This window comes from Streptomyces sp. NPDC012888 (assembly GCF_042900645.1).
Taxonomy (GTDB): domain Bacteria; phylum Actinomycetota; class Actinomycetes; order Streptomycetales; family Streptomycetaceae; genus Streptomyces.
Map to the genome: position 1 here is coordinate 447,361 of NZ_JBIBBM010000002.1, position 23,192 is coordinate 470,552.

General features: G+C 74.4%; 17 protein-coding genes and 1 riboswitch. Of the genes, 5 read left to right on the plus strand and 12 right to left on the minus strand.

From position 1 onward, the window contains the following. Window positions 1-3: 3 nt before the first annotated feature. Window positions 4-906, minus strand: coding sequence for a hypothetical protein (locus ACFY61_RS04390; RefSeq protein ID WP_389466784.1), 903 nt, complete (start codon window positions 904-906; stop codon window positions 4-6). Between the two features lie 477 nt (window positions 907-1,383). On the opposite strand from ACFY61_RS04390, the gene sepH reads away from it, so the two are divergent. Beyond that, window positions 1,384-2,472: a septation protein SepH gene (gene sepH, locus ACFY61_RS04395; protein WP_389466786.1), complete on the plus strand. Its 1,089-nt coding sequence runs from the start codon at window positions 1,384-1,386 to the stop codon at window positions 2,470-2,472. A 254-nt stretch (window positions 2,473-2,726) separates the two neighbouring features. Here the strand turns inward: sepH and ACFY61_RS04400 are convergent, their stop codons facing one another. Next, window positions 2,727-3,563, minus strand: a complete 837-nt coding sequence (locus ACFY61_RS04400; RefSeq protein WP_389466788.1) for a sulfurtransferase — start codon at window positions 3,561-3,563, stop codon at window positions 2,727-2,729. Window positions 3,564-3,743: 180 nt separating this feature from the next. On the opposite strand from ACFY61_RS04400, the gene ACFY61_RS04405 reads away from it, so the two are divergent. Then, on the plus strand, window positions 3,744-4,520 hold the full coding sequence (locus tag ACFY61_RS04405) for a VOC family protein (protein ID WP_389466791.1): 777 nt from the start codon (window positions 3,744-3,746) through the stop codon (window positions 4,518-4,520). A gap of 31 nt (window positions 4,521-4,551) precedes the next feature. Here the strand turns inward: ACFY61_RS04405 and ACFY61_RS04410 are convergent, their stop codons facing one another. From ACFY61_RS04410 to ACFY61_RS04430, 5 genes are all read right to left on the minus strand, one after another. After that, window positions 4,552-5,739, minus strand: a complete 1,188-nt coding sequence (locus ACFY61_RS04410) for an MFS transporter (protein ID WP_389466794.1) — start codon at window positions 5,737-5,739, stop codon at window positions 4,552-4,554. Between the two features lie 79 nt (window positions 5,740-5,818). Continuing rightward, the gene (locus ACFY61_RS04415; RefSeq protein WP_389466796.1) at window positions 5,819-6,469 is read right to left on the minus strand and encodes a thymidine kinase; all 651 of its coding nucleotides are present in this window, start codon (window positions 6,467-6,469) and stop codon (window positions 5,819-5,821) included. 63 nt (window positions 6,470-6,532) lie between these two features. Continuing rightward, window positions 6,533-7,741: an alkaline phosphatase family protein gene (locus ACFY61_RS04420; protein WP_389466798.1), complete on the minus strand. Its 1,209-nt coding sequence runs from the start codon at window positions 7,739-7,741 to the stop codon at window positions 6,533-6,535. After that, complete coding sequence (locus ACFY61_RS04425) at window positions 7,741-8,349, minus strand: DUF5998 family protein (protein ID WP_389466801.1); 609 nt, start codon at window positions 8,347-8,349, stop codon at window positions 7,741-7,743. Before ACFY61_RS04425 ends, ACFY61_RS04420 begins: the two co-directional genes overlap by 1 nt. A 114-nt stretch (window positions 8,350-8,463) precedes the next feature. Continuing rightward, the gene (locus ACFY61_RS04430) at window positions 8,464-11,370 is read right to left on the minus strand and encodes a GNAT family N-acetyltransferase (RefSeq protein WP_389466803.1); all 2,907 of its coding nucleotides are present in this window, start codon (window positions 11,368-11,370) and stop codon (window positions 8,464-8,466) included. Window positions 11,371-11,555: 185 nt separating this feature from the next. Here ACFY61_RS04430 and ACFY61_RS04435 point away from each other — a divergent pair, with 185 nt between their 5' ends. Next, entirely contained in the window at window positions 11,556-11,837 is a 282-nt protein-coding gene (locus ACFY61_RS04435) for an HPr family phosphocarrier protein (RefSeq protein WP_389466805.1), read from the plus strand. 266 nt (window positions 11,838-12,103) lie between these two features. On the opposite strand, the gene ACFY61_RS04440 is transcribed toward ACFY61_RS04435, so the two are convergent. From ACFY61_RS04440 to ACFY61_RS04455, 4 genes are all read right to left on the minus strand, one after another. After that, window positions 12,104-12,787 carry a GntR family transcriptional regulator gene (locus ACFY61_RS04440; RefSeq protein WP_389466806.1) on the minus strand — a complete coding sequence of 228 codons (684 nt, stop codon included), beginning with the start codon at window positions 12,785-12,787 and terminating at the stop codon, window positions 12,104-12,106. Window positions 12,788-12,972: 185 nt separating this feature from the next. Beyond that, window positions 12,973-13,767, minus strand: coding sequence for a M23 family metallopeptidase (locus ACFY61_RS04445; RefSeq protein WP_389466808.1), 795 nt, complete (start codon window positions 13,765-13,767; stop codon window positions 12,973-12,975). Window positions 13,768-13,779: 12 nt separating this feature from the next. Next, a riboswitch (cyclic di-AMP (ydaO/yuaA leader) is annotated at window positions 13,780-13,938 on the minus strand. 207 nt (window positions 13,939-14,145) lie between these two features. Continuing rightward, the gene (locus ACFY61_RS04450; RefSeq protein ID WP_389467023.1) at window positions 14,146-15,513 is read right to left on the minus strand and encodes a M16 family metallopeptidase; all 1,368 of its coding nucleotides are present in this window, start codon (window positions 15,511-15,513) and stop codon (window positions 14,146-14,148) included. Window positions 15,514-15,533: 20 nt separating this feature from the next. Beyond that, window positions 15,534-16,874 carry a M16 family metallopeptidase gene (locus ACFY61_RS04455; RefSeq protein ID WP_389466811.1) on the minus strand — a complete coding sequence of 447 codons (1,341 nt, stop codon included), beginning with the start codon at window positions 16,872-16,874 and terminating at the stop codon, window positions 15,534-15,536. A gap of 192 nt (window positions 16,875-17,066) precedes the next feature. Here ACFY61_RS04455 and ACFY61_RS04460 point away from each other — a divergent pair, with 192 nt between their 5' ends. Both ACFY61_RS04460 and ACFY61_RS04465 read left to right on the plus strand, forming a co-directional pair. Continuing rightward, window positions 17,067-19,523, plus strand: a complete 2,457-nt coding sequence (locus ACFY61_RS04460; protein ID WP_389466814.1) for a DNA topoisomerase (ATP-hydrolyzing) subunit A — start codon at window positions 17,067-17,069, stop codon at window positions 19,521-19,523. A gap of 63 nt (window positions 19,524-19,586) precedes the next feature. After that, entirely contained in the window at window positions 19,587-21,686 is a 2,100-nt protein-coding gene (locus ACFY61_RS04465) for a restriction endonuclease (RefSeq protein WP_389466816.1), read from the plus strand. Between the two features lie 18 nt (window positions 21,687-21,704). On the opposite strand, the gene ACFY61_RS04470 is transcribed toward ACFY61_RS04465, so the two are convergent. Then, the gene (locus ACFY61_RS04470; protein WP_389466817.1) at window positions 21,705-22,808 is read right to left on the minus strand and encodes a CobW family GTP-binding protein; all 1,104 of its coding nucleotides are present in this window, start codon (window positions 22,806-22,808) and stop codon (window positions 21,705-21,707) included. Between the last annotated feature and the right edge of the window lie 384 nt (window positions 22,809-23,192).

Below are 23,192 nucleotides of genomic sequence, written 5' to 3' on the forward strand. Positions count from 1 at the left end.
GGCTCAGGAGGCGGCGCCCGCCGACGGGCCCGGCCCGGCTCCGGTGCCCCCGCCGCCCTGCGGCGAGCGCCGCGGGTCGGGGGTGCCCGAGCCGGGCGGGGTGGACGTGGCGGGCGGCGCGGGCGGAGTGGTCGCGGTCGGCGAGGTGGTCGGCGGGGTCGGGCCCGGGCCGGTCCCGCCGGGAGAGCCCGTCCCGCCGGTGCCGCCGGTCCCGGGGGACTCCGAGGGGCCGCGGTCGCCGCGGGGGTCGCGGTCCCCGGCGGACCGGGACGGATCCGGGGCGGGGTGGGACCGCGGGGCGCCGCCGGACCGCCCGGCCCCGCCGGGGGCCGGCTCCGGCCGCTCGGGCGCGGGGCGCTCGCGGTCCGCCTTGCGGGTGCCGCCGGAGAAGATCGTGCCGCCGTCCCGGCTGACTGCGGTCCCCGCGACCGCCTCGTACGTGCCGATCCCGCCGACGGCCACGGCGAAGGCGACGGCCGCGCCCACCGCCGTACGCCGGCGGGTCCGCAGCCGGGTCCCGTGGGTGGTGGCGGTGCCGTACTCCGCCCCCGACGGGGTCTGGTGCCGGAGCGTCATGGTCCGGTCCGCCGGTTCGGGGCCGGCCGGGACCCGGCGGGCCCTGGGGCGGGCGGTCTCCCGCACCTTGTCGCCGGTGCGGCGGAACAGGTGCTGGATGACCGGGCCCCCGGCGGTGGCGACGACGCTGACGACGCCGGCGCCGAGGATCGTCCCGTACACGCCGAGCTTCGAGGCGAGCAGTGCGGCGGCGACGGTGGCCAGGGAGCTGCCGGCCACCTGGGCGACGCTCAGGTCGAGCTTTCCGGCGTCCCGCCCGTCCTTGCCGTCCTTGCCGTCCTTCCCGTCCGTCTGCTGCGACCGCGTTCCGCGCGATGTCTGCTGACCCATCCTCAACCCCTGCTTCACCGCTTACAGCAGTTACTGACAGATGGGCGAAACGGATAGTTCCACTTCTGCGGATTCTGTGAACCAAGACACCCCGAACCGCCCGCCCACCAAGGGGCGTACGGGCACCGGGGCAGCCAACTCCCCTGGCGCCGGACAAGTTCGGCGGCGCGGCGGTCCACCCAGGTGGCCCGAATGGAGTACTGTGGCGAGCCCTGGGACCGTACGCCCTCACGGATGTCCGGCCCCCGGGAGAGGGGGCCGGTTGATGGAGAAGCGGCACTCGACACCGGCGAAACCGCGCTATCGCACGGGCTCCTGCTGCGCAGAGTGACCGAGACGTCACTGTGCGTGCCCAACAGGTAACCGTGCCATAACGTCGATCAAGGGCGCATGCCCGACACGCCGGTTTAACTCGGCAAGGTTGTGGCAGGCTGCACCCGGGCAGGCCACACTCGACTAGCGGAAGCAGCGACGCACGTGACGTCGGCAGGCACCACCCGGGAGGTCCCCATGCCCGAACTGCGTGTCGTGGCCGTCTCGAATGACGGCACACGACTGGTGCTCAAGGCTGCGGACAGCACGGAGTACACGCTTCCGATCGACGAGCGGCTGCGGGCGGCCGTCCGCAACGACCGCGCCAGGCTGAACCAGATCGAGATCGAGGTGGAGAGCCACCTCCGCCCCCGCGACATCCAGGCGCGGATACGTGCCGGTGCCTCCGCGGAGGAGGTCGCGCAGCTCGCCGGCATCCCGGTGGACCGGGTGCGCCGCTTCGAGGGACCCGTCCTGGCCGAGCGCGCCTTCATGGCCGAACGAGCCCGGAAGACCCCCGTACGCCGCCCCGGCGAGAACACCGGACCGCAGCTCGGCGAGGCCGTGCAGGAACGGCTGCTGATCCGCGGGGTCGAGAAGGACACCGTGCAGTGGGACTCCTGGCGCCGCGACGACGGCACCTGGGAGGTGCTGCTGGTCTACCGGGTGGCGGGCGAACCGCACTCGGCGAGCTGGACGTACGACCCGCCGCGCCGGCTGGTCGTGGCGGTGGACGACGAGGCGCGCTCGCTGATCGGCGAGTCGGACGACCTCCCGGCCGCCCCGGAGCCCACGTTCCCGTTCGTGCCGCGGATCGCCAGGCTGCCCCGCGACCGGCCGCTGGACCGCGCCCTGGACCGCCAGTTGCCGGCGGTGGCCTCGGCTTCGGGCCCGGCCTCCGCCTCTGCCTCCGCCTCGGGCGAGCCGGAGGAGGAACGGGACTCGCTGACCAGCCTGCTGGAGGCGGTGCCGAGCTTCCGCGGCGACCTCGTCGTCCCCGACCGGACCCCCGCCAGCGTGGAGTCCGAGCCGGAGGAGACCGAGGAGGCCGCAGCTCCCCCCGCCGCGTCGGCGGGGGCCGGCTCGGCGTACGCGGACGTCCTCATGCCGCGGACGGTCGCCGGCCACCGCGAACGACTGACCGGCACCACCGACCGGCAGGCCGAGGCCGACGGCGTCCGGCCGGGCCGGCGCGCGGCGGTCCCGAGCTGGGACGAGATCGTCTTCGGCACCCGCCGCAAGAAGCAGGAGTAACCACCCCGCCCGCGGCCCACGGCCCACGGCCCACGGCCCACGGCCCACGGCCCACGGCCACCGTTCGGCCGGGCACCCGCCGCGCGGCGATCCCGGCTGCCGGGCGGATGGGGCCCCGGAGCGAATCCGGGAGGGGCACACCGGTGCGGGGGCGCACACCGGCCGCGCAGGACACACCTGCGCCCGGGCCCGGCCCCGCCCCCGCAGCGCCGCCCGAACGCCACGCGGGCCGGCACGGCGGACACCGGGCAGGCCTACTGCGGGTCCGGGCCCGTGGCCACCGGCCGGGCGGGGTCCGACGACCACTCCGACCAGCTGCCCGCGTACAGCGCGGCGGGGATCCCCGCCACCTCCAGCGCCAGCACCTGCTGCGCGCCGGAGACCCCGGACCCGCAGTACACGCCGACCTCCGTGCCGCCGTCCGCGCCGAGCCCGGCGAAGCGCGCCCGCAGCTCCGCCGCCGGCAGCAGCCGGCCGTCCGGCCCCACGTTCCCCGTCGTCGGCGCCGACACCGCACCCGGGACGTGTCCGCCGACCCGGTCGATCGGCTCCACCTCGCCCCGGTACCGCTCCCCCGCCCGCGCGTCCAGCAGCAGCCCCGAGCGGGCCAGAGCGGCGGCCCCGTCCGCGTCCAGCAGCCCCATCGCCCCCGGGCTTGGCTTGAAATCACCCTCCTCCACCGGCGGTTCCTCGACCGTCACTCCCCCGCCCGCCGCGACCCACGCGGCGAGCCCGCCGTCCAGCACCCGTACGTCCCCGTGCCCCGTCCAGCGCAGCAGCCACCACGCCCGGGCAGCCGCCCAGCCCAGACCGCCGTCGTACACGACCACCGGGCCCGCCGAGGAGACCCCGGCCCGGCGCATGACGGCCCCGAAGGCCTCCGGGTCGGGCAGCGGGTGCCGGCCGCCCGCCCCCGGCGGGCCGGCGAGCTCCCGGTCGAGGTCGACGTACACCGCGCCGGGCAGGTGCCCGGCCTCGTACTCGGGACGCAGGCCGGGCCCGGCCAGCTGCCAGCGGACGTCCAGGAGCACCGGCGGGCGGGGCCCGGCCAGCTCGGCCATCAGTTCGGGGGCGGAAACGATCGCAGTCATGTGGCCATCCTCCACCCGCCGCCGTCCCGCGCGTAACACGGACGTCACCGGCGGGCAGCAGTGATTCGGCCATCTCTCCCGTGCCCGGTGAAAGGGCGGCCGGTCGGGGCGCGGGAAGCCGCGCGGAGTGGAAGCATCTGCCTCAGCCCCACCACCTGCGCCCGCGGAGGAGATCCCGTCATGACCGAGGCAGCGACACGGCGCGCCCCCGGCACGCCGTGCTGGGTGAGCCTGATGGTGCACGGCCTCGGTACGACCGAGGAGTTCTACGGCGCCCTGTTCGGCTGGGAGTACGCACCCGGGCCCGGGGCCCTCGGCCCGTACGTCCGGGCGCTGGTCGACGGGCTGGAGGTGGCCGGCATCGGGCAGCTGCCGCCGGACCGCCACCTTCCCGTCACCTGGACCACGTACCTCGCCACCGACGACGCCGACGAGACGGCCGAGGCCGTACGGTCGTGCGGCGGCACGCTGGCGGTGGGACCCCTGGACGCCGCCGACGCCGGACGGCTGGCCATCTGCGCGGACCCCGGCGGCGCGGTCTTCGGCATCTGGCAGGCCGGGTCCCACATCGGCACCCGGCTGACCGGCGTCCCCGGCACCCCCGTGTGGAACGAGCTGTTCACCCGGGAGACCTCGCTGGTCGAGAAGTTCTACCAGACGGTCTTCGGGCACCGGGCGGAGGCTCGGGGGGACTCCACCGGCGTCGACCGCCTCACCCTGCACCTGTCCGGCCGCCCGGTCGCCGCGGTCCACGGGGTGGGCCGCGACCTCCCGAAGGACCGGGGCGCGCACTGGATGACCCACTTCCAGGTCGCGGACACCGACCGGGCCGCCGCCCTGGTCGCCGATCTCGGCGGTACGGTGCTCCGCCCGCCCCGCGACGAACCGCACGCCCGGACCGCCGTGGTCCGGGACCCGGAGGGAGCGGTCTTCACGATCACCCGTCCGCACGCCTGACCGCATCGCAGCAGGTCAGCGGCGCTGCAGGTCAGCGGCGCGGAGCCGGGCGGCGCAGCAGGTACCCGGCGGCGAGCAGCACCAGCACGGTCATACAGGCGATGAAGACCAGCCCGGCGCCCTCCAGGCCGATCGGATCGGCCAGCAGGCCCACGCCGATCACCGGCACGGAGATGCCCGTGTAGGCCACCACGAACAGGGCCGAGACCACCGCGGCGCGATGGTCGGGCGGAGACGCCCCGGCGACCGAGGCGAGCGCCCCGCGGAAGGACAGCCCCTGCCCGGCCCCGCCGACCAGCGCGCTGAGGACGACCAGGGCCAGCTCGTCCCACAGCAGGGCGCCGGCGAGCAGCGCGAGACCGGCGAGGAGACCGGCGCAGCCCAGCGGCAGGGACCTTTCGGGGCCGACGCGGTCGACGGCGAGCTGACCGGCGGTGGAGGCGAAGAAGGCCAGGGCGACGACCAGCCCGCTGACCGCGTGGTTCTCCACGTCCAGCGACCGGGCGAGGAACGCCGGGCTGACCGAGGTGAACACCCCGAACAGCGCGAAGCCGGCGAACGAGGCGGTCGCCGCCGGCGCGAACACCGCCCGGACCGGGGCGGGCAGCGCGGGCCGGCGCGGGCGTACGGCGGTCACCGGACGGCGCTCCCGTACGGTCTCGGGCAGCCACAGCACCACGGCGGCGGCCGCGGCCACCAGGGCGAGGTGCACGGCGAACGGCAGGAGCAGCGGCCAGGGGGCGTACTCGGCGAGCAGGCCGGCGAGCAGCGGGCCGCAACCCAGGCCGCCCATGTTGGCGGCCGTCGCCACGAAGGTGGCCCGGGCGCTGCCGCCGGGCGGGGCGAGTTCCAGCACGTACACCGTCGCGGCGCCGGTGAACAGGCCGGCGGAGAGCCCCGACAGCAGGCGCCCGGCGTAGAGCCAGCCCAGGCCGGTCGCGATCAGGAAGCAGACGGCGCTCAGCGCGGCGAACGCGAGGCCGGCCAGCAGTACGGGCCTGCGGCCCACCGTGTCGGAGGCGTTGCCGGCCAGCAGCAGGACCCCGATGACGCCGAACGCGTAGACGGCGTAGACCACCGTCACGGTCAGTTCGGAGAAGCCGAACTCCTGCTGGTAGAGGGGGTAGAGCGGGGTCGGCAGGGTGGTGCCCGCCATGCACACGGCGAACACGGCCCCGGCGAGCAGGCACCTGAGCCACCCCCGTCGGTCACCGTCCATCCGCCGACGGTAGCCCGGGGGCGCCGCCCGGCCCGCGGGGCCACGCGGTGCGCGGCGCCGGTCCGCCGGGTCGGCGCAATCAGGCGTGGTTGACGGGCAGGACGTCCGGGGAGAGCGCGCCGGCGTGGGCGGCGGCGGAGGTCATCCGGCGGCGGTGGTGGCGGCGGCAGAGGACCTCGTAGCCGACCTCCTCCGCGGGGCGGTTCACGTCGCCGACGACGACCTGCTCGCCCTCGACCACCATCTCGCCGCCCACCGTGCGGGCGTTGTGGGTGGCACGGGCACCGCACCAGCAGAGGGCCTCGACCTGGAGCTGCTCGATCCGGTCGGCCAGCTCGATCAGCCGCTGCGAGCCGGGGAAGAGCTTGGTGCGGAAGTCGGTGGTGATGCCGAACGCGAAGACGTCCATGCCGAGGTCGTCCACGATCCGCGCGAGCTGGTCGATCTGCTCGGGGGCCAGGAACTGGGCCTCGTCGACGATCACGTAGTCCGCCTTGCCGCCCCGGGACAACTCGCCGACCAGGTAGGCGTAGACGTCCATGGCGTCGGTGACCTCGACGGCGTCCGTGACGAGCCCGAGCCGGGAGGAGAGCTTGCCCTCGCCCGCCCGGTCCTGGCGGGTGAAGATCACGCCCTGCAGGCCCCTCGCGGACCGGTTGTGCGTGATCTGCAGAGCGAGGGTGCTCTTTCCGCAGTCCATCGTTCCGGAGAAGAACACCAGCTCGGGCATGGGAGGTACAGGACCTTTCGGGTCATTCGGGCGGGGAGGGGCGGCGCGGCGGGGCCGGGGTGGTCAGGAGGAACGGATCTCGAGCAGCGGAACCAGCTGCTCCGCCGGGGTCAGCGAGCCGTGCATGCCGGTCAGCGCCGACTCGTTGGGCTCGTTGACGGACGCGGTGATGGCGACGTCGGCGTGCGCGGCGGCGATCACGTCGCCGATCCGGCCCAGAACCCGCTCGTCGCAGGTTCCGGGCGTGCCGAACCAGCCGCGCTCCAGCGCCTCTTCGCGGCTCGCGACCCAGAAGCGGTCGCCCAGCACCTCGCGCCAGACGGTCAGCACGTCGGCCTCGGCGCCCGGGACGGCGTACACGTGGCGGGCCCGGCCCTCGCCGCCCAGCAGGGCGACGCCCGCGCCGAGCTCCCAGTCCTCGTCGAAGTCGATCCGCGACTCCTCGTCGAACGGGATGTCGACCATGCCGTGGTCGGCGGTGACGTACAGGGCGGTGCGCGGCGGGAGCTGTCCGGCGAGCCGCTGGACCAGCCGGTCCACGTACATCAGCTGGCCGCGCCAGGCGTCGGAATCCACGCCGTTGCGGTGTCCGGCGCCGTCGAGCTCGCTGTAGTACGTGTAGACCAGCGAGCGGTCCCCGGCGGCGAGCCGGTCGGCGGCCAGGTCCATCCGCTCCTCGCCGGTCATCCGGCCGTGGAAGGTGCCGCCACTGAGGGCGATCTTGGTGAGCGGGGTGGTCTGGAAGGCGGGGGCGGACACCTGGGCGGTGGCCACTCCGGCGGCGTCCGCGAGCTGGAAGACGGTCGGGTACGGCTGCCAGGCCTCGGGCCGGGTCCAGGGCTGCCAGCGGAGCTGGTTCATCAGCCGGCCGGTGGCCGGGTCGCGGACCGCGTAGCCGGGCAGGCCGTGCCGGGCGGGCGGCAGGCCGGTGCCGACGGAGGCCAGCGAGGTGGCGGTGGTGGAGGGGAAGCCGGCGGTGATGGGGCGGCCGGTGCCGCCGCGCGAACTGCCGAGCAGGGAGGTGAGGAAGGGCGCTTCGGCCGGGTGGTCGAGGATCTGCTGCCAGCCGAGGCCGTCGATCAGGAAGACGCAGTTCCGGTCGGCCGGGGCGAGTTCGGTAAGGGTGGCCTCCAGGCCGGGGACGCCCTGCCCGGCGGCGAGGGTGGGGAGCAGGTCGGCCAGGGAGCCGCGGCCGTACTCGGGTACGGGGGCGCCCGCCAGGTCCAGCGGCTCCGGCTCGTACCAGTTGTCCTGCGGCGAGGAGTACGGCATCAGCGTGCGCCGGCGGATCCGGCCGCGGCCGTCGCCTCGGAGAGCGCCTGGGCGAAGGAGAGGGTCTGGCGGACGGCCTCGGGGCCGTCGCCGGCCTCGCTGACCCGCAGGCTGAGGTCGTCGGCGGTGGAGTTGCCGGTGTAGCCGTGGTCGGAGTCGCAGTTGGGGTCGCCGCAGGCGGCGGGCTCCAGGTCGATGCGGGAGACCGCGCCCCAGCCGATGGTGAGGACGACCTCGCGGGGCAGGGTGCCCGGGGTGTACGACTCGGGGTTGGCGACGACCCGGCTGAGCACCACCGAGGAGATCGCGCCGATCTTGACCGACTCGGTGGAGGTGGTCGCGTACGGGGACGGGGAGCCGGCGTCGGCGGCCTGCTCGTCGGTGTGGCTGACGATGAACCGGTTGCCGGTGAGGACCAGCACGGTGACGTGGCGGCGCACCTCGTTGGAGTCGAAGGTGGTCTCCTGGTGCACCAGGTACGACGAGATCGGCTCACCGCCCACCGCGGCCTCCACGGCCTCGGCCACGAGGGCCGGGTAGTAGCCGCTGCGCTCGATCGCCGCGCGCAGCCCCTGGGTCGTCGTACCGGATTTCGCCATGGGGTCCATCCTACGGCCCGTACGGACTCCCCCGGTCTGTGCCGGGGCGGGTCCGGTCCGGGTCCGGCCGGGGGCCGGTCGGGGGCCGGTCGGCGGCCGGTCCGGTTCCCGCGGAGGGCCGCTTCAGTAGCTGGGGAGGGTGCGCGGGCCGAGGTCGGTGCGGGCCGGCGGGTGGGCGATGCGGACGGAGGCGCTCAGGACGGAGAGCCCCTCGGTGGCGACCACGACCGGCTCCAGGTCCACGCCCACGACCTCGGGGTGGTCGTCGACCAGCCGGGAGAGCCGGAGCAGCAGCTCCTCCAGGGCGGGGGTGTCGACCGGGTCGCTGCCGCGCCAGCCGAAGAGGAGCGGCGCGGTCCGGATGCTGCGGATCAGCTCGGCGACGTCCCGGGCGGTGCTGGGGACCAGCCGGTGGGCGGTGTCCCCGAGCAGTTCGGAGGCGACCCCGGCGAGCCCGAAGGAGAGGACGGCTCCGGCGGCGGGGTCGATCACGGAGCGGACGACGGTGTCGACCCCGCGGGGGACCATCGCCTGCACCACGGGCTGGAGCTCCGCGGGCTTGCCGAGGGACTCGGTGAGCTCGTCGTAGGAGCGCCGCAGGTCGGCCTCGGTCGCGAGGTCGAGCCGTACGCCGCCCAGGTCGGCGCGGTGGCGCAGGTGCGGGGCGGTGGTCTTGAGGGCGACGGGATAGCCGAGGCGGCGGGCGGCCGCGGCGGCCTCGTCGGGGGTGGGGGCGGGCAGCGTGGGCAGCACGGTGATGCCGTAGCGGGCCAGCAGGGCGCGGGCCTCGGGGTCCGGCAGGGCACGGACGCCGCCGGGTTCGACGGTGTCGAGGAGCCGGGCCAGCTGGGCGGCGGCGCCGGTCTCGTCGATGTCCTCGTACTCGGGGACCTGGCCGGCGTCGGCGTTGGCCCGGCGCCACTGGGCGTAGCGGGTGGCCTGGCCGAGGGCGCGGGCGGCGCGTTCGGCCGCGGGGTAGGCGGGGATGCGTACGGGGTGCACCGGGGCGGGGCGGGCGGCGGCGGTGCCGGGGCCCGGGGCGGCGGCCTCGCGGGCGGTGGCCGGGGCGGCGGCCTCGCGGGCGGTGGCCGGGTCGGGCGCGGTGCCGGGAGCCGGGTCGGGCGCGGTGCGGGGCTCGTCCCCGGGCGCGGTACCGGGGGTGGCGCCCGGGTTGGCGTCGGAGAGGGCCCGGGGCAGCTCTCCGAGCTCGACGTGGACCACGAGGACGGGTTTGGCGGGCCGGCCGGCGGGGACTGCGGCGACGGCCGCGCGGAGGGCTTCGGCCAGCTCGTCGGCGAGGCCGGGCTCCTCGACCGAGGGGATGGCGGTGACGACGACCGCGTCGCTGGAGTCGTCGGCCAGGGCGTGGGAGAGCGCCTCGCGGAAGTCGTCGGGGGTGGCCTCCGTGGTGAGGTCGACCGGGGCGTGCGGGCGCAGCCGCTCCCAGAGGCAGGCGTCGTACGTGAGGACGCCGAGGGACTCGGAGTTGCCGAGGATGGCGACCCGGGGGCCGGCGGGCAGCGGCTGTGACGCCAGCAGCAGCCCGGCGTCGACGAGTTCGGTGACGGTGTCGACGCGGATCACCCCGGCCTGGCGGAGCAGCGCGGAGACGGTGGCGTCGGGCAGCCGGGTGCCGGGGACGGCGTGTCCGGCGGGGCTGGCTCCGCTGTGCCGGCCGCCCCGGGCGACGACGACGGGCTTGACGGCGGCGGTGCGGCGGGCGAGCCGGGTGAACTTCCGCGGGTTGCCGAGGGTTTCGAGGTACATGAGCGCGACGTCGGTGTCGGGGTCCTCGTACCAGTACTGGAGGATGTCGTTGCCGGAGACGTCGGCGCGGTTGCCGGCGGAGACGAAGGAGGAGAGTCCTTCGCCGCGCCGCAGCAGTCCGGACAGCAGCGAGATCCCGATGGCCCCGGACTGGCTGAACAGGCCGATGCGGCCCCGGGCGGGGGCCGGTGCGGGGGTCAGGGAGGCGTTGAGGCTGACCCCGGGCGCGGTGTTGATCACGCCGTAGGCGTTGGGGCCGATGATGCGCATGCCGTAGGAGCGGGCCTGGCGGACGAGTTCGCGCTGGCGCTCCAGGCCTTCGGGGCCGCTCTCGCCGTAGCCGGCGGACAGCACCACCAGGCCCTGGACGCCGTGCTCGCCGCAGGCGGCGACCACGTCGGGGACGCGTTCGGCGGGCACCGCGACGACGGCGAGGTCGACGGGGGCGCCGATCTCGGCGAGGGTGCGGTAGGCGCGGACGCCTTCCAGCAGGTCGCCCGCGATGCCGGGCGGCAGGGCCTCGTTGACGGCGTAGAGGTGGCCGCGGAAGCCGCTGTCACGGAGGTTGCGCAGGGCCGCGGAGCCCACGCCGGCCCCGGAACGGCTGACTCCGATCACCGCGACCGAGCCGGGGGCGAGCAGCCGCTGCACGGAGCGGGCCTCGGCTCGCTGTTCCCGGGCTCGCTGCACGGCGAGGGACTCGGCGGTGGGTTCGAGGTCGAGGGTGAGGCGGACGGAGCCGTCCTCGAAGCTGCGGGTCTGCTGGTAGCCGACGTCCTTGAACACTTTGATCATCTTGGTGTTGGCGGGCAGCACTTCGGCGACGAACCGGCGGATGCCGCGCTCGCGGGCGACCGCGCCGATGTGTTCGAGGAGCGCCGAGGCCACGCCACGGCCCTGGTGGGCGTCCTGGACGAGGAAGGCGACCTCGGCCTGGTCGGCGGGGCCGGTCGCGGGGCGGCCGTCGGGGCCGATGCGGTCGTAGCGGACGGTGGCGATGAACTCCCCGCCGACGGTGGCGGCGAGGCCGACGCGGTCGACGTAGTCGTGGTGCGTGAAGCGGTGGACGTCGCGGTCGGAGAGCCGGGGGTAGGGGGCGAAGAACCGGTAGTACTTCGACTGGTCCGAGACCTGCTCGTAGAAGCTGACCAGGCGGCCGGCGTCCTCGGGGGTGATGGGCCGGATCCGGGCGGTGCCGCCGTCGCGGAGGACGACGTCGGCCTCCCAGTGGGCCGGGTACGAAGGGTCCGACGCGAGGGTCATGGGGTGATCTTACGACCGGAACGCGCCGTCGCGGGAGCGCGCGGCGCGTTAGGCAGGCATGGACAAACCGGTGCAAGCTATGAAAGGCCGAACGGCCCGGGAATCCCGGGCGCAGGTCGGTCCGAGCATTCCGGACGCCGTGAGAGACTGGTCTAGACAACCGTAAGAACCTGAAGGGCATCACCATGGCAGAGCGCCGCGTCAACGTCGGCTGGGCCGAGGGCCTGCACGCTCGTCCCGCCTCGATCTTCGTCCGTGCGGCCACCGCTTCCGGCGTCCCGGTGACCATCGCCAAGGCGGGCGGGGACCCGGTCAACGCGGGTTCGATGCTCGCGGTGCTGGGCCTGGGTGCCCAGGGTGGCGAGGAGATCGTGCTCGCGTCGGAGGCCGAGGGCGCGGAGGCCGCTCTCGACCGTCTGGCGAAGCTGGTCGCCGAGGGTCTCGAAGAGCTCCCCGAGACCGTCTGACCCCTTCGGGTTCGGCGCCGGTACGCACGCGAAGCCGCGGCTCCCCTTCAGGGCCGCGGCTTCCGTCGTTTTCACGGGTGCTCCGTCGCGCCGCCCGTCCCGGGTGAATCTCCCGGCTGGCCGAATTCCGTAATGGCCCGGCCCCGCGAGCAGACCGAATTGGTCAGGGGTGAATTCCGGACAGGCGCTCCGCATTTCCCGCCGCCGCGCGAACGCGCGAATTCGAAACGCGGGGCGGTTCCCCCGGTCTTTGTATACGGCTCGTGTTAATGCCGGCCGCTCGCCGTGTTTACGGCACGTTGCGGTTCCCTCACCGCCACGGACGGCCACACCCGGATCCGGTGGGCCCCCAGCGCGCGTTCCGCGTGGGCCGCGGCCAGCGCCCGGGCCCGCTCGGCGTCCCGGCGCGCCAGCGCGTCCACGATCGCCGCGTGGTCCGCCCAGGACTCCACCGGCCGGGCCGGCGCCTGCACCGTGTACATCCAGGCGACCTTGTGCCGGAGCTGGGCGAGCAGGGCGATCAGCCCGGGGCTGCCCGAGGCCTGGGCCAGCGTCTCGTGGAACCAGCCGCCCAGGGCCCGCAGGTCCTCGACCTGCCCCTGCCGCGCCCGCCCCTGGCCCAGCCGGACCAGGCCGCGCAGTACCTTCAGGTGCCCGTCCGTACGCCGCCGGGCCGCCCGGGAGGCCGCCAGCGGCTCGAGCAGCGCCCGCAGCTCCAGCAGGTCGGCCGCCTCCTGCTCGGTCGGCTCGGCCACGCACGCCCCGGCGTGGCGCCGGGTGGTGACGAAGCCCTCGGACTCCAGCGTGCGCAGCGCCTCGCGCACCGGGACGCGGGAAACTCCGTATCGCCGGGCCAGCACTTCTTCGGTGAGTCTCGCGCCGGGCTGGAATACCCCGCCCACGATGTCGTCGCGGATTGCCGAGCACACCGCACGCGCTGGAATACGCAAGACAGACCTCCGCCTCATGACCGGTGCCATTGTCCCGACTCTATTGCAGAATGCCGCAATTTCCGAGCGGAGTCGGGAATCGGCCGGGAGCGGGAACGGGAGCAGGAACGGGAGCGGGAACGGGAAGACCCCGGCCGGTGGGAACCGGGCCGGGGTCTTCCCGTGAGCGCGGGGGTCGCCTCGGGTCAGACGGTGACGCCGTGCGAGCGGAGGTAGGCGATCGGGTCGATGTCCGAGCCGTACTCCGAGCCGCTGCGGGCCTCGAAGTGGAGGTGCGGGCCGCTGGAGTTGCCGGTGGAGCCGGAGAGCCCGATCTGCTGCCCGGCGCTGACCTGCTGGCCGGCGCGGACGCTCAGCGAGGACATGTGGGCGTACTGGGTGTACGTGCCGTCCGCGTGCTTGATGACCACGTTGTTGCCGTAGGCGCCGCCGTAGCCGGCCTCGACGACGGTGCCCATGCCGACGGCGCGGACCACGGTGCCGGAGGCGGCGTGGAAGTCGATGCCGGTGTGGCTGCCGGAGGACCACATGCTGCCGCCGGCCTTGTACGAGGTGGAGACGTACGAGTCGGCCAGCGGGGAGACGAAGGTGTTCATGCGCTTGCGCTCGGCCTCGCGGGCGGCGCGCTCGGCGGCCTCGCGCTCGGCCTTGGCGCGGGCCTCGGCCATGCGCTTGGCCTCGGCGGCCCGCTGCTTCGCCTCGGCCTCGGCGGCGGCCTTGGCCGCGGCCGCGTCGGCGGCGTGCTGCTGGGCCTGGGCCTGGTCCTCGATGTCGCCGGCGACGTCGTCCGCGACGACGACGGCGTTCAGGCCGGTGTCCTGGGCCGAGTTGTCGTTGTTGTCGGCGGCGAAGGCCGGAGCGGCGAAGGAACCGACGACGCCCGTGGTGGCCAGGGCGGCGATACCGGCGATGCCGGCGGTCTTCTTGCTCAGACGGCTGGAGCCACGGTGCTTACCGGCGGCACGACTGCCAAACGCCATGGAGAGGCTGATCCTTTCCTTCCCTCTCGCCTACCGGGTTAGCTGACGGGTTCGGAGCAGGAAGGTCTCCTACGGGCCCCCTCTTGCGAGGCGGTCCGATTCACCCCAGGGACTGTGTGGGTCCCCGGCTCCCCAGGCTCGCGCCTGACGGGGACTCGGCGATCGCTGTCCGGTGCCGCGGGTGCGGCTGTTGCAGCTGACGGACAGCGGGACCGACGCTAGGCGGATCATCAGTCAATCACCAAACAGAGAGGCCTTTTTGTTACCCACGCCACACCGCATACAGGAAACCTCTCCAGCAAAGCGGACATTGACGGCACAAAGCGGCCCCGGTGGACGAACCACCGGGGCCCTTCGTCAAAACGCGCTGCGCCGGGGTCAGTTGGCGACCACGGTCACCTCTCCGATGCCGAGCGCCCGGACCGGCTCCTCGATCTGTGAGGCGTCACCCACCAGGACCGTGACCAGCCGGTCCACGGGGAAGGCGCTGACCACCGCCGAAGTGGCCTCCACCGTGCCGGTTTCGGCCAGCCGCGCGTACAACCGGGCCTGGTAGTCGTCCGGGAGCCGCTGCTCGACCTGGTCGGCGAGGGTGCCCGCGACGGAGGCCGCCGTCTCGAACTTCAGCGGAGCCACGCCCACCAGGTTCTGCACCGCCACGTCCCGTTCGGCGTCGGTGAGTCCGCCCTCGGCGAGGGTACGGAGGACCTTCCAGAGGTCCTCCAGCGCCGGGCCGGTGTTCGGGGTGTCCACCGAGCCGCTGATGGCCAGCATGGCGGCGCCGGTGCCCTCCTCGGTGGAGCGCAGGACCTGCCCGAAGGCGCGCACCCCGTAGGTGTAGCCCTTCTCCTCGCGCAGCACCTTGTCCAGGCGCGAGGTGAGGGTGCCGCCGAGGCAGTAGGTGCCCAGCACCTGGGCGGCCCACACCCGGTCGTGCCGGTCCGGGCCGATCCGGCCGATCAGCAGCTGCGTCTGGACGGCGCCCGGCCGGTCCACGATGACCACGCGCCCGGTGTCGTCGGCGGTGACGGGCGGAACCGGGCGCGGTGCGGCCGCACCGCCGGTCCAGGTCCCCAGGGTGTCCGCGAGGACCGCGTCCAGGTCGGTCCCGGTGTAGTCGCCGACGACCACGGCGGTCGCCGTGGCGGGCCGTACGTGGGCCTCGTAGAAGGCGCGGACGGCGGCGGAGTCGATCCGGGCGACGGTCTCCTCGGTGCCCTGGCGGGGCCGGGACATCCGCAGGGCGGCCGGGAACAGCTCCTTGGACAGCTGCTTCGCGGCCCGGCGCTGCGGGTTGGCCAGCTCGTGCGGGATCTCGTCGAGCCGGTTGCGGACCAGCCGGTCCACCTCGCTGTCGGCGAAGGCGGGGGCCCGCAGGGCCTCGGCGAGCAGGCCGAGGGCCTTCGGCAGCCGGGACGCCGGGACCTCCAGGGAGACCCGGACGCCCGGGTGGTCGGCGTGCGCGTCGAGGGTGGCCCCACAACGCTCCAGCTCGGCGGCGAACTCCTCCGCCGAGTGCTTGTCGGTGCCCTCGGAGAGCGCCCGCGCCATGATCGTGGCCACGCCGTCCAGACCCTCGGGCTCGGCGTCCAGCGGGGCGTCGAGGACGATCTCGACCGCCACCACCTGCTGGCCGGGACGGTGGCACCGCAGCACGGTCAGGCCGTTGGCCAGCGTGCCGCGCTCCGGGGCCGGGAAGGCCCACGGCTTGGCCTGGCCGGCCTGGGGCTGCGGGTGGAAGGTCATCGTGACGGCTGCGGTCTCGCTCACTGCTCCGCCCCCTCGTTCTCGTTCTCGTCGTTCCCGGCGGCGTTCAGCGGCTCGTACACCAGCACCGCGCGGTTGTCGGGGCGCAGCCGGGCGGCGGCCACGGCCTGCACCTCCTCGGCGGTGACGTCGAGCACCCGCTCGACGGCGGTCAGCGCCAGCTGCGGGTCCCCGAACAGGACCGCGTACCGGCACAGTTCGTCGGCACGGCCGGCCACGGTGCCCAGCCGGTCCAGCCACTCGCGCTCCAGCTGTGCCTGGGCGCGCTCCATCTCCTCGGCCGTCGGGCCCTCGGCCGCGAACCGGGCCAGCTCCTCGTCCACCGCGGCCTCGATGTCCGGCACCTCGACCCCGGCCGAGGTCTTCACGTCCAGCCAGCCCAGGGAGGGGGCGCCGGCCAGCCGCAGCAGGCCGAAACCGGCCGCGACGGCCGTCTGGTCGCGGCGCACCAGGCGGTTGTGCAGCCGGGAGGACTCGCCGCCGCCGAGGACGGTCAGCGCCACGTCGGCGGCGTCGCACTCGCGGGTGCCGTCGTGCGGCAGGCGGTAGGCGGCCATCAGCGCGCGCGCCGGGACCTCCTCCACGATCTCCTCGCGCAGCTGCTCGCCGATGACGTCCGGCAGGGTGCCGTCGCGCGGCGGCTGCTTGCCGTCGTGGGCCGGGATCGAACCGAAGTACTTCTCGATCCAGGCGAGGGTCTGCTCGGGGTCGATGTCGCCGACGACCGACAGGACCGCGTTGTTGGGCGCGTAGTACGTGCGGAAGAACGCGCGGGCGTCCTCCAGCGAGGCCGCGTCCAGGTCGGCCATGGAGCCGATCGGGGTGTGGTGGTACGGGTGGCCGTCGGGGTAGGCCAGCGCGGTCAGCTTCTCGAAGGCGGTGCCGTACGGCACGTTGTCGTAGCGCTGGCGGCGCTCGTTCTTGACCACGTCGCGCTGGTTCTCCATGGACTCCTCGTCCAGGGCGGCCAGCAGGGAGCCCATCCGGTCGGCCTCCAGCCAGAGCGCGAGCTCCAGCTGGTGGGCCGGCATGGTCTCGAAGTAGTTGGTGCGCTCGAAGCTGGTGGTGCCGTTGAGGGAGCCGCCGGCGCCCTGGACCAGCTCGAAGTGCCCGTTGCCGGGGACGCTCGCCGAGCCCTGGAACATCAGGTGCTCGAAGAGGTGAGCCAGGCCGGTACGCCCCTTGACCTCGTGGCGCGAACCGACGTCGTACCAGAGGCAGACCGCGGCCACCGGGGTCAGGTGGTCCTCGGAGAGCACCACGCGCAGGCCGTTGGCCAGCCGGTGCTCGGTCGCTGTCAGGCCGCCGGAGGCGGTCTGCTCGGTGGCCGTGTGACCCATGGGCATGTGGTCCCTTCGATCGCGATGCTGGGATTTCCGTCAGACCTGTCACTGTATGCAAGCGCGTCGGGCCCCGTGGAAGTTCCCGGGTCACTCCTGGGTGTCCTGGGTCGGGGTCGGCGTTGTCAGAGCGCCGGGCCACAATGGTCCGCGTCAGCCCCAGCCCGAACCTTGGTAAGGAGCGCCGCAGCGATGGCCCGCCGCAGCACGAAGACCCCGCCGCCGGAGGAGTTCGAGGAGAAGATCCTCGACATCGACGTCGTCGACGAAATGCAGGGCTCCTTCCTTGAGTACGCGTACTCGGTGATCTACTCCCGGGCGCTGCCCGACGCCCGGGACGGCATGAAGCCGGTCCACCGTCGCATCGTCTACCAGATGAACGAGATGGGGCTGCGGCCCGACCGGGGCTATGTCAAGTGCGCCCGCGTCGTCGGCGAGGTCATGGGCAAGCTGCACCCGCACGGCGACAGCTCGATCTACGACGCCCTGGTGCGCATGGCGCAGCCGTTCTCGATGCGCCTGCCGCTGGTCGACGGCCACGGCAACTTCGGTTCGCTGGGCAACGACGACCCGCCCGCCGCGATGCGGTACACCGAGTGCCGGATGGCGGACGCGACCTCGCTGATGACGGAGTCGATCGACGAGGACACCGTCGACTTCGCCCCGAACTACGACGGCCAGGAGCGGGAGCCGGTCGCGCTCCCCGCCGCGTACCCGAACCTGCTGGTCAACGGCGCCTCCGGGATCGCGGTGGGCATGGCGACCAACATGCCGCCGCACAACCTGGGCGAGGTCATCGCCGCGGCCCGGCACCTGATCCGCCACCCGCAGGCCGACCTCGAGGCGCTGATGCGCTTCGTGCCGGGCCCGGACCTGCCGACCGGCGGCCGGATCGTGGGCCTGTCCGGGATCAAGGACGCCTACGCGACCGGTCGCGGCACCTTCAAGATCCGGGCCACCGTGGCGGTGGAGAACGTCACCGCCCGCCGCAAGGGCCTGGTGGTCACCGAACTGCCCTTCACGGTGGGTCCGGAGAAGGTCATCGCGAAGATCAAGGACCTGGTCGGCGCGAAGAAGCTGCAGGGCGTCGCGGACGTGAAGGACCTCACCGACCGGGCGCACGGCCTGCGCCTGGTCATCGAGGTCAAGAACGGCTTCCACCCGGAGGCCGTGCTGGAGCAGCTGTACAAGCTGACGCCGATGGAGGAGTCCTTCGGCATCAACAACGTGGCGCTGGTCGACGGCCAGCCGCTGACGCTGGGCCTGAAGGAGCTGCTGGAGGTCTACCTCGACCACCGCTTCGAGGTGGTCCGCCGGCGCAGCGAGTTCCGCCGGGGCAAGCGGCGCGACCGCCTGCACCTGGTCGAGGGCCTCCTGGTGGCGCTCGTCGACATCGACGAGGTCATCGCGCTGATCCGGGAGAGCGAGAACTCGGCGCAGGCCAAGGCGCGGCTCATGGAGCGCTTCTCCCTGAGCGAGGTCCAGACGCAGTACATCCTGGACACCCCGCTGCGCCGGCTCACCAAGTTCGACCGGCTGGAGCTGGAGTCCGAGCAGGACCGGCTGAACGCCGAGATCGACGAGCTGACGAAGATCCTGGAGTCCGACGGCGAGCTCCGCAAGCTGGTCTCCGCGGAGCTGGCCGCGGTGGCGAAGAAGTTCGGCACCGAGCGGCGCACGGTGCTGCTGGAGTCGGCGGGCGCGCCGGTGGCGGCGGTTCCGCTGGAGGTCGCGGACGACCCGTGCCGGGTCCTGCTGTCCTCGACCGGCCTGCTGGCCCGTACGGTGACGGGCGAGCCGCTGCCGGAGGGCGACGGCAAGCGCGCCCGGCACGACGTCCTGGTGTCCTCGGTGCTGGCCACGGCCCGCGCCGAGGTCGGCGCGGTGACCTCGGCCGGCCGGCTGCTGCGCCTGTCCGTCATCGACCTGCCGCAGCTCCCGGACACGGCGGCCGCCCCCAACCTGGCCGGCGGCGCCCCGATCACCGAGTTCCTCTCCTCCCTCCACCCGGACGAGAAGGTGGTCTGCCTGACCTCGCTGGACGAGGCCAACTCGCAGGGTCTGGCGCTGGGCACCGAACAGGGCGTGGTCAAGCGGGTGGTGCCCGACTACCCGGCCAACAAGGAGGAGTTGGAGGTCATCACCCTCAAGGAGGGCGACCGGATCGTCGGCGCGGTGGAGCTGCGCACCGGCGAGGAGGACCTGGTCTTCATCACGGACGACGCCCAGCTGCTGCGCTATCCGGCGGGGCAGGTCCGTCCGCAGGGCCGCCCGGCGGGCGGCATGGCGGGCATCAAGCTGTCCGAGGGCGCCAAGGTGATCCACTTCTCGGCGGTGGACCCGTCCCGGGAGGCCGTGGTCTTCACGGTGGCCGGGTCCCACGGCACCCTGGACGATTCGGTGGCCACCGCCAAGCTCACCCCGTTCGACCAGTTCCCGCGCAAGGGCCGCGCCACCGGCGGCGTCCGCTGCCAGCGCTTCCTCAAGGGCGAGGACGTGCTCACCCTGGCCTGGGCGGGCGGCACCCCGGCCCGCGCGGCGGCCGCCAACGGCACCCCGGTGGACCTCCCGGACCCGGACCCGCGCCGCGACGGCTCGGGCACGGCCCTGCCGAAGCCGGTGGCGGTGGTGGCGGGCCCGGTGCTCTGACCGGCGTGCCCCGCCGGCCCGACTAGGGTTTTCCCGTAGGCGCCGGTGGGGGGAGAACGACTGATGAGCAGCCGTCGGGCGAACGGGCTGATCGGGGCCTGGGCCGAGGCGCAGCGCCGTCAGCAGCGGGAGCGGCTGGCCCGTGAGCGCGAGGCGGAGCGCCGGCAGCGGGAGCACGAGCGGGAGCTGGCCCGCGGCCGGCGCGAGCAGCAGGCCGCGTACCGGCAGTACCGCGAGGGCGAGGCGCGGCGGCGGACCGAGGAGCTGGAGGCGCGGGTCGCCGCGCTGCGGGGGCTGCTGGCGGCGGGCTGCCGTACGCCGGCGTTCCGGCTGAGCACCGTGCCGGGCGCCGGTCCGTCCGGCCCGTTCCCCGCGGGTGGTCCCGGGCAGCCGGTTCCGCTGCCGCGCATCGAGGACTTCCGGCCCCGCCCCGGCGAGTCGGAGCGTGCGGCGCACGCCCGCTACACGCGCGCCTGGCAGGCCGCCCGCGCCGCCGAGGCCGAGCGGCAGCGCGAGCTGGTGGCACGGCCGGCGACCGCCCGGGCCGGCGGGCGCGGCAGGCAGGGCGGGCACGGCGGGCCGGGAGGCCGGCCTCAGGACACCGCCGGAGCGTTGCGCGCGGGCGACCCGGAGACCGTCGTCGAGTACTTCTCCGCCGCCCTGTACGCCTCGCCGGCCTGGCCCGGCGAACTGCCCCGCCGGGTGTCCGCGGCCTACGACCGCATGGCGCGGCAGCTGGTGCTGGAGTGGGAGCTGCCGGGCGTGGACGTGGTGCCCGCGGTCAAGGCCGTACGGTACGTCGCCACCGCCGACGAGGACCGGGAGACGGCCCGGCCGGTCACGCAGCGCCGCGCGCTCTACCGGGAGGTACTGGCGCAGTGCGTGCTGCTGGTGCTGCGGGAGGTGTACGCGGCCGACGAGTTCGGTGTGCTGGACTCGGTGGTCGTCAACGGTTTCACCGACGGCCACGACCCGGTGACGGGCCGTCGGACCGACATCGTGCTGGCCGCGGTCACGGCCGCCCGGGCGGCCTTCACGGGGCTGCGGCTGGAGCAGGTCAGTCCGGTGGACTGCCTGGTCGAGGGACTCGGCGGCCGGCTGTCGGCGCGGCCGGACCAGCAGGCCTCCGTGCGCCCCGAGCGGGCGCCGGCGGACGTGGGCGGCGAGGTGGTCACCCACGGGGACGGCCTGGTCATCGGGGAGGTCCCGGAACCCGGGGCGGACGAGCCCGACCTGTTCACGATGGACCCGCTCGCCTTCGAGGGCCTGGTCGCCGAACTGTTCCGGGCCATGGGCATGGACGCGGTGACCACGCGGCGGTCCGGCGACGGCGGCGTGGACGTGGAGGCGGTGGACCCGGCGCCGATCCGGGGCGGGCGCATCGTGGTGCAGGTCAAGCGGTACCGGAACACGGTGCCGCCGACGGCGGTGCGGGACCTCTACGGGACGGTGCAGGACGCCGGCGCCAACAAGGGCGTCCTGGTCACCACCTCGTCGTTCGGCCCCGGGTCGCGGTCCTTCGCGGAGGGCAAGCCGCTGGAGCTGGTGTCCGGGCCCGAACTGGTCGAACTGCTGCACCGGCACGGCCTGCGAGGCCGGCTGGGCGCGCCGGTGCCGCGGCAGCGGCCCGCGCGGCGCGAGCCGGAGCGGGAGCGGAATGGGGAGCGGGGGCCTGCCGGCGCGCACAACGTGCTGGGCATGAACTGGGCCGGCCGGGTCGTCCTCGACGTGTGCGCGCTGGTCTGCGAGGGCGGCCGGGTCCTGGACGAGGACCACTTCGTGTTCTTCAACAACCCGCGGACGCCCGACGGCTCGGTCCGTACCCGCCCGCGGCCGGCGCCCGACAAGGCCGCCCTGGAAGTGGACTTCGGCGCCTTGCCGGCCGCCGCCGACCGGCTGGTGCTGGTGGCCGCGGTGGACCCGGAGGCCGACCCGGGCGCGGACCTGGCGGGCTTCACCGACGCCGCGATCCGGCTGCTCGACGCGTCGGGCGGGGAGCTCGACCGGCTCGAGGTGTCCGACGGCCGGCCCGGCGAGACGGCCCTGGTGCTGGGCTCGTTCCGGCGGCGGGCGGGCGGCGACTGGAACTTCGTGATCGGCGGCAGGGGATACCGGGGCGGCCTGGCGGAGCTGCTCGGCGACTTCGGGGTCGAGGTGGCCTGAGCGGACGCGGGACCCGCCTCAGAGCACGGGCTCCGCCCCGGGCTCGGCGTGGTCCTCGGGCCCGGATTCCGCCTCGGGCCGCCAGACGTACCGGAGCACGCCCCACATGGCCTCGGGCGGGGTGTTCTGCGGGGCCGGCTCCCGGCAGGCGTCGAGCCCGGCGAGCAGGGCCGGGGTGTCCGTACCGGACCCGATCAGGACCAGCCGGGTCAGGCGCGGCTCGGACCGTTCCCAGCCGAGCGGGGTGAACCGCAGGAACCGTCCCACGGCGTGGATCTCGTACTTCTCCTGGTGGCCGGGCACCCCGAAGTGGACGTAGCCCTTGATCCGGTAGAGGCCGGGCGGACGGGCGTCGAGGAAGTCGATGAACCGGCGCGGGCTCAGTGCCTGGTCGGAGACGAACTCGGTGCTCTGGTAGGCCGCGTGCACGTGCCCGCAGGCCGCTTCACCTTCGGCTTCGGCTCCGGCCTCGGCCTCGGAGAGGAGGTCCTCGAAGGAGAGCTGGCCCCTGGTCTCGGTCCACGGCCTGCGGTCGAAGAGCAGCTCCGGGTCGATCCGGCCGTGGTCCGCCGCGACGACCGGCCGGCCCGGGCACAGCTCCGCCAGCAGCCCTTCGATGCGGGACCGCTCCGCGGTGTCGACGCGGTCGGTCTTGTTGAGGACCACCAGGTCGGCCGCGGCGAGGTGCCGGTCCGTCTCCGGGTGCCGGGTCCGGGTGGAGTCGAACTCGGCCGCGTCCACGACCTCCACCAGGCCGCCGTAGGTGATGCCGGGGTTCTCGTTGGCGACGAGCATGCGGATCATCTCCTGGGGCTCGGCCAGGCCGCTCGCCTCGATCACGATCACGTCGATCCGGTGCTGGGGCTGGGCGAGCTTGTCCAGGTAGGTGTCGAGCTCGCTGCCGTCGACGGCGCAGCACAGGCAGCCTCCGCCGAGGGAGACCATCGAGTCGCCGACCTGCCCGGCGACCTTCATCGCGTCGATCTCGATGGAGCCGAAGTCGTTGACCACCACCCCGATCCGGGTGCCCCTGCTGGTCCTCAGCAGGTGGTTGAGGAGAGTGGTCTTGCCGGAGCCGAGAAAGCCGGCCAGTACGACGACGGGGATGGGCTGCCTGTTCACCCGGTCGATCGTAGCCAGCCCGCTCGGCTGCCGCAGGGCCGCGACGTCGGCGCCGGTGGAGGCGTCGAAGCGTGGTCGATGGCGGAGATCAACCAGCGCTGCAGGGCGCGCCCGGCCGCGACCCGGTTCGCCGGCGGAGTGCGGTGAGCGGGACGGGGACGGCGGCACGGGTGGTAAGCGCATCGACCGCCCACCGGTCGGCGCCGATGCCGCAGACGGGGGGCGGAATCCAGCGGCGCCCTAGCACGGGGAGCGCCGCGCGCCGCCCGGCGAGCCGGCCGGACCGGGCGCAGGCCGGGGCCCGCCCGGGCAGCGCCTCCCCTACGACGGCCCGCACGTGCGGCAGCGGCGCGATCGCCGGTGAAGCCGACGCTCCCGGCCCTC